The organism is bacterium (assembly GCA_022616075.1).
In the GTDB taxonomy this organism is placed as follows: domain Bacteria; phylum Acidobacteriota; class HRBIN11; order JAKEFK01; family JAKEFK01; genus JAKEFK01.
In genome coordinates this window covers 1-9,913 of sequence record JAKEFK010000145.1, presented here as the reverse complement: position 1 = coordinate 9,913, position 9,913 = coordinate 1, and the positions used below count along the sequence as shown (strand labels likewise).

The window sequence follows — 9,913 nt, the reverse complement described above, 5'->3', positions numbered from 1 at the left end:
TGCAGCTGATAAGCCCAGTTGGCTTCCTGGGCCAAGGCATGCAACTCAAATGTCAACTGATCGGCGTCGACATCCTTTCGAATTTCCAGCATTTTCTGGGCCGCACGGATCTCTTCGCGTATCGCGTCATACCACTGGAGAGTCAACTCTGCGATTCGGTCCCGTACGCGTCCGGGACGGCTGTCAAACTCGGCAGATGCCGCTGCAAAAAGCAACCTCCGCGAAAGACAATTCGTTCCACATAATTGAGCCACTCCAGCAACATCCGGTATAACCGCGGTAATCCTGCATCCTCCCGATCTGCCGGCGCAACAATTTCGCGGATGAAGATTTCACGTGCCCATTCAAGTGTCGCCAGTTGAAGCTCCAGTTTGGATCCGAAATGTGCAAACAATCCGCTTTTGCTCATTCGCAACTCAGACGCCAAGCGTCCTATAGTGAGTCCTTCCAAACCTTCAGCAGAAGCAAGATCTACAGCTGCCGCCAAAATCGTCGATCTTGTAGCCGATCCGGCTACTGATTTGCTGTCGAGGTTCACGTTGTGCTCCTCCTACTTCATATAGCACGAACGTTCGTATATTATAGAACGAACGTTCGTTTGTCAAAGAGTCAACCTCCCATCAACGCAAACGATCCCTTGAACAGCCAGACCTTTTAGACGACTGCGCTTCACGAGGCATCCGACTCAATCCAATAAATCAATCATTCAGCGTCTCAAAAGGCAACTAATCTTACATGGGTAGGATCATGACGACATCCCGAGTGCCCATAAAAGAAATTTAGAAAGAAAGCGCTGGATCGGGAAGAAAAAGTCGATCGAAGTTGTCTTTATTAGAGAATGGAAGAAAATTCGCGACACCTTCGTCTGATATCCGCAGGCGAAGATCAATCAAAATTCGAGGATCTTCTCGTAAGGAATTTCCATAGTCTCTATTCCTTTGCGCTGCGATTAACGGGCTCAAAGGATGAAGCCGAAGAATTGGTCCAGGAAACCAGCGTGAAAGGTTACGTAGCTTATCCCAACCTTAGAGAGAAGTCGAAAGTAAAGCAATGGCTTTTGAAAATCTTGCTGAACTCTTACAGAAATAGAGTAAAGAAACGAAAGCGTCAAGACAACATCCTTGACGTCGAACTAACCGAGGATCTGATCAGTTCAGCATCTGTTGGGGCTTATGATCAAGGAAAAGTTTTCGGTCAGTTGCCGGACAAAGAAATTGAAGAAGCTCTCGGCAAGCTTCCTTCGGCTTTCCGCCTGGTGATCTTGCTTGCAGATGTAGAAGGACTGAGTTACCAGGAAATTGCGGAAATGCTCCACTGTTCCGCGGGGACGGTCGCTTCACGACTCTTCCGGGCGCGTCAGTTGTTGCGCGAGTACCTGGAGGATTACGCCAAGCGATGGGGATTGCTCTAGGATGGGGGTGATGATGACCTGCTTAACGGCGCGAAAAACGCTGATTCAATTGGAGGCAGGAATCGTTTCTCAGCGAGATGCGATTGCTGCAAAGGAACATTGCCGATTGTGTCTGGAGTGCCGGCAAATCCTGGAACAGGAAGAGGATTTCCGGAGAATTCTTCACGACAGGATCAGGGAAAAACCTGCACCGAACTCGCTGCGCGAAATGATATTGTCGGTCCTTGCAGCCGATAGAAAACATGCAGAAAAGGCGTCAACGGAGAAAAGACTCCATGAAAGAAAATCTCTTATCCTCGCGGTGACAGGGGTACTGGCCATCGTGGCGCTATCGGCAGGCTATTTTTTGCTGTCTCAGAAGAAAGCAGCCTCTTATGCTCCCATTGTTGAAACCCTGGTGCAGGAGCATGTCTCCAGCAAGTTGAAAGAGCATCCTTTCGATCTGCAGACTGCAGATGTCGGACTGCTGGAAAGATGGTTTGCAGAACGTGTTGACTTTGCCGTGCGGTTGCCCAGGTTGAAAGATACGATTTTGGTGGGTGGCCAACTATGCATCATAGCTGGAAAGCGCACGGTTTCACTTTCTCTCAAAAAAGAGAGCATTCCAATCTCGCTCTACATTATGGATAGTGACATTATGGATTTGTCTTCATTACAGGAAGCTTCACATCAAGGTGGCAAGCACTTTTATAAGGGAGACGGAAAGGGTTGCAACCTTATTCTCTGGGAGGAAAGGGGCCTTATTTATGGACTCGTTTCAGATATGGACGAAAAGGATCTTATAGGTCTGGTGACACAATCCTAGTGTGGAGAAACCAATGAACAGTAGGAGTAAGATACTCATGATACTGGTGATGATTTCTGGTTTGGTCCTTGTAGGTCAATTTGCACTGGGACCCAGAGAAGTAACCCCGGAATTCTCCGGAGCAAAGTCGCCCGAGCTGCCCGCTTCCACCGATTCGGGATCATCTGATGCGGAAGCTGCAAGCATAAAAGCCGACATTGCGCGAAAGCTCGCAGAAGGCAAGAAGCCGAACCGGCTGATCAAGGAAAAAAGTCCGTATCTCCTTCAGCACGCATTCAATCCCGTGGACTGGTACCCGTGGGGAGACGAAGCTTTTGAGAAAGCGCGGAAGGAGGACAAGCCGATCTTCCTGTCCGTGGGTTATTCCACCTGCTATTGGTGCCACGTTATGGAACGCGAAGTCTTTGAAAATGAAGAGATTGCAAAACTGATGAATGACTATGTGGTTAGCATCAAAGTAGATCGGGAGGAACGGCCGGATGTGGACCGCGTTTACATGGCAGCGGTTCAAGCGATGACCGGAAGCGGCGGCTGGCCGATGTCGCTGTTCCTCACTCCCGACCTCAAACCTTTTTTCGGCGGGACCTACATTCCACCGACTGCCGATTACGGACGGCCCGCGTTCCCGGACCTGGTCACGAAAATTCATGAAGTCTGGTCTGCCGATCGAAAGAAAATTACAGAGTCCAGCAGCCAGATCGGCGCCTATTTGCAGAAGATTTCATCGCCGAACATCCAGGCAACCAAAGTTGGAAAGCCGGCGCTCGATCAGGCCTTTCAGACCTTCGTAAGCAGCTATGACTCTACAAACGCCGGGTTTGGCTCTGCGCCGAAGTTTCCGCGACCTGTTGGCTTCAATTTCCTTTTGCGCTATTACAGTAGAACCGGCCAGAAAAAAGCTTTGGAAATGGCACTCGAAACACTCAGAAGAATGGCAAACGGCGGAATGTACGATCATATTGGAGGCGGATTCCATCGCTACTCCACAGACGAACTCTGGCATGTCCCTCATTTTGAAAAAATGTTGTATGACCAGGCGCAGTTGGCGATCTCGTATCTCGAAGCGTACCAGATCACTCATGATCCATTTTTCGCAAATGTTGCACGCGATATCTTCGCCTACGTGAAGCGCGATATGACGCACAAGGAAGGAGGCTTTTATTCGGCAGAAGACGCCGAAAGCGCTCCGGATCCTTCCAAGCTCGATGAGAAAGAAGAGGGAGCTTTTTACACATGGACCAAAAAAGAGATTGACGGGCTTCTATCTCCGGAAGAAGCGAAAGTCTTTGACTACTGCCACGGAGTGGAAGAGAAGAGCAATGTCGCACGCGATCCGCAGCAGGAGTTTGTGGGGGAGAACATCTTGTATGTTCCCCATTCCGCTGAACAGACTGCCAGGCAATTCGATCTGACATCGCCGCAAATTGAAAAAATTCTGGCAAGCGCAAGACAGAAATTGTTTCAGCAAAGGGAGAGACGTCCTCATCCTCATTTGGACGACAAGATCTTAACTTCGTGGAACGGACTCATGATTTCTGCATTCGCCCGCGCCTCTCAAGTCCTGCAAGATGAACAATACCGGAAGGGCGCGGAGGTAGCAGCCCAATTCATTCTGGATAGGCTTTATGATCCCCAAAAGAATGAGCTGCTCCATCGCTATCGGGACGGCGAGGCGCGATTCGATGCGCATCTGGAGGATTACGCCTATTTTGTTCAAGGACTTCTGGACCTGTATGAAAGCACCTTCAATATTCATTGGTTGAAAACAGCCATCGCCCTGACTGAGGACCAAAATCGGCTGTTTTACGATTCGACTAGCGGCGGCTTTTACGACATCTCCGGAACCGACAAATCGATCCTGATCCGGACCAAGGAGTGGTACGATGGCGCCGAACCCACAGGCAATTCGATTGCAATTCTCAACTTGCTGCGTCTTGCACAAATGACCGGAAATCAGAAGTACCAAACCATGGCTGGACAATCGCTGGCCTATTTCGGCCAACGGTTGGCGCAAAGCGGAGAGGCGGTTCCGCAGTTTTTGGTGGCTCTTGATTTCAGCTTATCCAAGCCCAAGCAAATCATTATTGCCGGCAAATCCGATGATCCGCATACCTGGGAATTGCTGCAGGAAGTGCATTCGAAGTTCATTCCGAACAAGATCCTCTTGCTTGCAGATGGAGCGCAAGGCCAACAAACTCTAGCGTCCTACATACCCTTCATCAAGAACGTAACCATGATGAAAGGCAAAGCAACGGCCTATATCTGTGAAAATTATACCTGCAAACTTCCAACATCCGACCGTAAGACCGTTGCCAAGCTTTTGACAAATTAAGCAAAGAAAAATTAAGGAGGAAAATCAAAATGAAGAAAGTCATGAGTATTTTGCTTGCCACAACTGTCGCAGTGTTTTTTGCTGCGTTCGCATTGGCACAGGAAGAACATCCGGAAAAGAAAGAACACCCGAAATCTGAGCACCCTGCTAAGAAGGTAACGATAGCGGACATCGATAAGTCAATAACCACAGCCATTCAGGATCAGGCTAAAGCAGACGGAATGTTCCATGTTAAAGACGCTGTATTGGATAAGACGTGGGACCTGACACTGGTAAAAGTGCACAAGGACAAGCTTACAGCTTTAGATGATTCAAATTACTTCGCGTGCGTGGATTTCAAGGCAAAAGACGGAACAATGGCGGACGTAGACTTCTTCCTGAAAAGTCAGGATGGAAAACTGAAAGTTACCGACACGAGCGTGCATAAGGTAAACGGTGTGGCCCGGTACGCGTACCAGGAAAAGAACGGCTTCTGGGTACGTGTTGAAAACCCGAAGTCCACGGAATAGCTACTTTTAAATTCTTTAGAAAGAACGCGAACACAGTAAAAAGTAAAGTAAAGAGTGGAGCTATGCGTATTTTCCTAGTGTCTACAATATTAGTAATATTGGTTTTGAGCGTTGTTCTGGACTCGCGCGACAAAGAAGATCCGGCTCATAGAACGATTCAGGCTACGTATACCGCGAACGTCGAGCCGATTCCGCAAAATACAGAAAGTCTTCGGGTTTGGGTTCCCGTCCCCAGCGAGACATCTTACCAGTCTATCAAGGCTCTCCAGATTAAAAGCCCGTATCCGGCGCATCTTCGCCACGATCCAGAATTTGGAAACACATATTTATATCTGGAAGTTCCGGAACCGCGGTTGGATACACTGACCATTCAAGCAAAGTTCCAGGTAGACCGAAGGAAGGTTACCAATAAAATACTAGACTCCGCGGATGGTTGGGACGAGGCTCCGGCGCCCTTGAGCCAGTTCTTGCGTGCGGAACGGTTGGTCACTCTGTCTCCTCGCATACGGGCCCTTGCTGCGAAGATTACTGAGGGAATGAACACTGTGGAGGCGAAAACAAAAGCGATCTATGATTACGTGCTCCGGAATGTAACGTATGATAAGTCTGTGCCCGGCTGGGGGAACGGCGACACGGAAAGGGTGTGCATCGTGGGCAAGGGGAATTGCACGGATTTCCATTCGTTGTTTATTTCCCTGGCTCGAGCTTCCGGAATCCCGGCACGGTTCATCATTGGGTTCCCGGTCCCCGAACCAGTCCAAGGGACCGTCGCTGGATATCATTGCTGGGCCGAGTTCTATCTTGCGGGACATGGTTGGGTACCGGTGGATCCTTCCGATGCCTCAAAATCAAATGATTCTGCCAGACGAAACTATTTATTCGGCAACCTTGACCCGGATCGGATTCAGTTTACTGTAGGAAGAGATATCCGATTGGATCCCCTCCAGTCCGGCGAACCCTTGAACTATTTCATCTATCCCTACGCAGAAGCAGACGGGAAACCAATTACGTCCACAAGGATGCAATTGGATTATGTCAATCTCCCGCAGCTTCCTAAATACAACTAAGCATGAAACGGAATTCGTTGTGGAACTCACCTCCTTTCTTGATTGCGTGTGTATTGATACTGATCAGCATCATTTATATTCCGGAAGTTTCGTCTGTTGACGGTGTTTCGCCTACAGCCGAAGACGACCGAGCAAACGCAGCTCACTACTGGCCTCAGTGGCGAGGCCCCCTAGGTATTGGCGTCGCGCCATCTGCCGACCCTCCTTTGGAATGGAGCGAAAAGAAGAATATCCGTTGGAAAGTGAAACTCCCGGGCAAAGGGCACTCCACACCAGTCATCTGGGGCGATCGCATTTTCCTTACCGCAGCGATACCTTATGGTGACCCCATAAGCCCGCGTTTTACCCGTCCGGGATCTCACGATGATTTAGCGTTGGTTACTCGGCAGAGGTTCGTAGTCTTGGCTGTCAACCGCCGCGACGGCAAGATCCTTTGGCAGCGAACGGTACGCGAAGATACCCCATTCGAGGGAGGTCACTACAGCGGAAGTTTTGCATCCGCTTCCGCAGTAACGGATGGCCGGCACGTGTATGCCTTCTTCGGTTCCTACGGTCTTTATTGTCTTGACCTGGAGGGTAAACTGAAGTGGCAAACAGACCTCGGCGACATGCATACGCTGCACGGTCACGGCGAAGGCAGTTCTCCTGCGCTCTACAGCGACACTTTGATCGTCAATTGGGATCATGAGGGATCTTCATTCGTGATCGCCCTGGACAAACGTACCGGCAAACAGCGCTGGAAGATGTCGCGGGATGAGATCACATCATGGTCTACTCCGCTTGTGATCGAACAGAACGGTAGGCCACAAGTCATCATCAGCGCAACCAATCGCATCCGCGGCTACGATCTAGCGAGCGGTCGGCTCATCTGGGAATGCGGTGGGCTATCGCACAACGTTATTGCATCCCCGGTGGCCGCAAGGGGTATTGTCTACGCCGGCTCGAGTTATGAAAAGCGGGCAATGCTGGCCATACGCCTTGATGGCGCCAAAGGTGATATTACCGGTACGAAGCAAATTGTCTGGTCCCGAGATCGGGACACTCCGTATGTGCCCTCGCTGCTTCTTTATAACGACAAGCTGTATTTCCTCAAACACTACCAGGGGATTCTTTCCTGCCTGAAGGCAAAAACCGGCGACACGATCTACGGTCCGGTTCGGTTGCCGGGCATCTACAACGTCTACTCCTCGCCTGTAGGCGCCGCGGGTCGTGTGTACATTACTTCTATGGAAGGATCCACGATCGTTCTAAAACACGGCGCCAAACCGGAGGTCCTGGCTCTGAACGTACTCGATGACAACTTTAACGCTTCGCCGGCTCTAGTAGGAAATGAATTGTTTCTCCGGGGTGAGCAGTATCTTTACTGCATCGCGGGAAAGTGAGAACACATGGTATTGGAAAACTCAAATAACAAATTACAAATTTCAATAAATTCAAAACCACAAAGCTCAAATTCCGAACAGCTCGCACTGACCGGTTTGGACATTTGAATCTGGTATTTGGAACTTATTTGGAATTTCGGATTTGGTATTTGGAAATTATCCTCAAAAAGATTACGCTTTCTTCTCTTTTATTACTTCTAATTGCGTCGTTTATCACCGCTCAAGATGTTCCGACCAGCGCCTCCAAGGTGAAAGTCTCAACGACCGTGTCCAAAGATAAGGTCAGTCCGGGAGATAAGTTTGATGCAAAGGTAGTCCTGGAGATCCAGCAAGACTGGCATGTGAACGCTCATGTTCCGACGTTTGAATACCTGCTCGGTACTGACCTTAAGTTGATGCCGAAGGAAGGAATTGAAATAGCGGATACGCGTTATCCTGAGGCAAAAAAGCTAAAGTTCGCGTTTTCGCCCGACATTCTCGACGTCTACAGTGATCGAGTAGAAATTGTGACTGCGCTAAAAATTCTAGAGAACGCGCCTTCCGGCAAGCAGTCGATGGCCGGCAAGCTGCGAATCCAGGCCTGTAACGATCAAGTGTGCCTCGCCCCTTCAACGGTCGATGTGCAGATCCCGGTTGAAGTGACTCGCTCCAACGCCTCTACGGATGTCAGTACAACCGCAGCCAGCGACCCTACTAATAACGTAGTATATTTTTCTTCCTTGGATAATGAGGTTTCCTCCCTCTTTGACACGAAGGGGACGCTGCTGGGCTTTCTTGGCATCTTTCTGATCGGTCTGGCGCTCAACTTGACCCCGTGTGTGTATCCGATGCTCTCGGTCACTGTGTCGTTGTTCGGAGGGCAGACGGATACTCACATGCACCGTGTATTCCTGAAGGCGTCTATTTATGTGCTCGGAATCGCTACGATGTATAGCGTCTTAGGTGTTGTTGCAGCATTGAGCGGTGGCCTGTTCGGATCGCTCCTGCAGAGTCCCTGGGTGTTGACCGGGATTGCCGTTTTGTTGTTTGCGCTCGCTCTAAGCATGTTCGGTCTGTATGAATTGCGAATGCCATCCTTTCTTGTTGATCGATTGGGCCACGCGTCAACTTCTCGTGGCACAGCAGCCGTTGGTATTTACTTTTCCGGCCTGGCAGTGGGCATATTTGCAGCCCCCTGCATAGGTCCGCCGATCATTGCGCTGCTTGCGTATGTCGGGGCTAAGGGAAACGTGGCTTTCGGATTCTGGGCGTTCTTCATTCTATCACTGGGGCTCGGTGCTCCTTATTTACTGCTGGGAACTTTTTCTGGACTTTTAAAGCGGCTGCCGAAATCCGGAGTATGGATGGTTTGGGTGAAAAAAGTGTTTGGAGTCTTGCTCCTGGGCGTAGGTCTGTTCTACCTGGGCCTTGCTTTATTGCCGAAGTTTTCTATCTATGTCCTTCCGCTCGCACTTCTCGTTGGCGGGATTTACCTCGGTTTTCTGGAAAAGTCCGGAAAAGGCCGAAAGACTTTTCAAAGGATTCAGTGGGCGATTGGTGGAACCGCAGTCATTCTTGCTGCCCTATCTGTCTTGTGGCTGCGAAAACCGGAGATCCATTGGCAACCTTACTCTTTGGATAAGCTGCAGCAGGCGCTTTTGCAGAATCAGCCGGTAATGATGGACTTTTATGCCGACTGGTGCATTCCTTGTCTCGAGCTGGACCATCGAACTTTCACGGATCCGCAGGTAATTGCTGCGTCTGAAGGTTATGTCAAGCTGAAGGTGGATTTTACCCAGTACGATTCGCCGGATGCCCAGGCGCTGCAGCAACAATTCAACATCATGGGTGTTCCTACCATATTGTTTCTTGGACCGAACGGGCGCGAAACAGTCCGAATTACAGGCTTCCTTCCTCCGGATGAATTTCTTTTGCGGATGACTACTTTACTTTCGGAGAAGACTACCGAATGACAGATCAGGTAAGCGTATCACGGAACAGGCCGTGTCCTTGTGGCTCAGGAAAGAAATACAAACACTGCTGTGAATTGCGCAGGAAGACACAGCAGGCGGCAAAGCAGCGCTTCAAAAAGATCTGGAAAGTATCGGCAGTGGTTGCAGGATTGCTGTTGGTCCTGTACGGAATATATCAGATACCTGCAGGCAACCGGAATCCGAGCACTCCTTTCTACGCGGTTGCGGATCTTAAGGAAATCGATTTTTCGAAACTGCCCGGTGAAAAGACAGAAAAAATATTGAAAAAGATTAATTCGGAGTTCTGCACGTGCGGATGCCGCTTGACGCTGGCACAGTGCGTTGCCACAGACAAGACTTGCCCGATTCGAAGCGGAAACATCTCTCTAATCCAGAATCTTGTATCGAGAGAAGGCGGATGAGAAGGAAACTACTTACGATGCTGGCTATCATCG

At 49.8% G+C, this 9,913-nt stretch carries 9 protein-coding genes; 8 read left to right on the top strand and 1 reads right to left on the bottom strand.

The genetic code is table 11. From position 1 onward, the window contains the following. Positions 1-142: 142 nt before the first annotated feature. Positions 143-538, bottom strand: coding sequence for a TetR/AcrR family transcriptional regulator (locus tag L0156_11850; protein MCI0603693.1), 396 nt, complete (start codon positions 536-538; stop codon positions 143-145). Positions 539-838: 300 nt separating this feature from the next. Here L0156_11850 and L0156_11845 point away from each other — a divergent pair, with 300 nt between their 5' ends. From L0156_11845 to L0156_11810, 8 genes are all read left to right on the top strand, one after another. Beyond that, positions 839-1,411 (top strand): sigma-70 family RNA polymerase sigma factor, encoded by a 573-nt coding sequence (locus L0156_11845; GenBank protein MCI0603692.1) that lies wholly within the window; start codon positions 839-841, stop codon positions 1,409-1,411. A 10-nt stretch (positions 1,412-1,421) separates the two neighbouring features. Beyond that, on the top strand, positions 1,422-2,216 hold the full coding sequence (locus L0156_11840) for a hypothetical protein (GenBank protein ID MCI0603691.1): 795 nt from the start codon (positions 1,422-1,424) through the stop codon (positions 2,214-2,216). 13 nt (positions 2,217-2,229) lie between these two features. Next, positions 2,230-4,548 carry a thioredoxin domain-containing protein gene (locus tag L0156_11835; protein MCI0603690.1) on the top strand — a complete coding sequence of 773 codons (2,319 nt, stop codon included), beginning with the start codon at positions 2,230-2,232 and terminating at the stop codon, positions 4,546-4,548. A gap of 29 nt (positions 4,549-4,577) precedes the next feature. Beyond that, on the top strand, positions 4,578-5,057 hold the full coding sequence (locus tag L0156_11830; protein MCI0603689.1) for a hypothetical protein: 480 nt from the start codon (positions 4,578-4,580) through the stop codon (positions 5,055-5,057). 62 nt (positions 5,058-5,119) lie between these two features. Continuing rightward, on the top strand, positions 5,120-6,124 hold the full coding sequence (locus L0156_11825) for a transglutaminase domain-containing protein (GenBank protein MCI0603688.1): 1,005 nt from the start codon (positions 5,120-5,122) through the stop codon (positions 6,122-6,124). Positions 6,125-6,126: 2 nt separating this feature from the next. Further along, positions 6,127-7,506, top strand: coding sequence for a PQQ-like beta-propeller repeat protein (locus L0156_11820; protein MCI0603687.1), 1,380 nt, complete (start codon positions 6,127-6,129; stop codon positions 7,504-7,506). Positions 7,507-7,634: 128 nt separating this feature from the next. Beyond that, positions 7,635-9,458, top strand: coding sequence for a thioredoxin family protein (locus tag L0156_11815; protein ID MCI0603686.1), 1,824 nt, complete (start codon positions 7,635-7,637; stop codon positions 9,456-9,458). Next, entirely contained in the window at positions 9,455-9,880 is a 426-nt protein-coding gene (locus L0156_11810) for an SEC-C domain-containing protein (protein MCI0603685.1), read from the top strand. The genes L0156_11815 and L0156_11810 overlap by 4 nt, the downstream gene beginning before the upstream one ends. The last annotated feature ends 33 nt before the right edge of the window (positions 9,881-9,913 follow it).

Excerpts from the sequence above, each read along its gene's own strand:
- L0156_11845 (MCI0603692.1), top strand. The coding sequence starts at position 839 with ATGGAAGAAAATTCGCGACACCTTCGTCTGATATCCGCAGGCGAAGAT.
- L0156_11840 (MCI0603691.1), top strand. The coding sequence starts at position 1,422 with ATGATGACCTGCTTAACGGCGCGAAAAACGCTGATTCAATTGGAGGCA.
- L0156_11835 (MCI0603690.1), top strand. The coding sequence starts at position 2,230 with ATGAACAGTAGGAGTAAGATACTCATGATACTGGTGATGATTTCTGGT.
- L0156_11830 (MCI0603689.1), top strand. The coding sequence starts at position 4,578 with ATGAAGAAAGTCATGAGTATTTTGCTTGCCACAACTGTCGCAGTGTTT.
- L0156_11825 (MCI0603688.1), top strand. The coding sequence starts at position 5,120 with ATGCGTATTTTCCTAGTGTCTACAATATTAGTAATATTGGTTTTGAGC.
- L0156_11820 (MCI0603687.1), top strand. The coding sequence starts at position 6,127 with ATGAAACGGAATTCGTTGTGGAACTCACCTCCTTTCTTGATTGCGTGT.
- L0156_11810 (MCI0603685.1), top strand. The coding sequence starts at position 9,455 with ATGACAGATCAGGTAAGCGTATCACGGAACAGGCCGTGTCCTTGTGGC.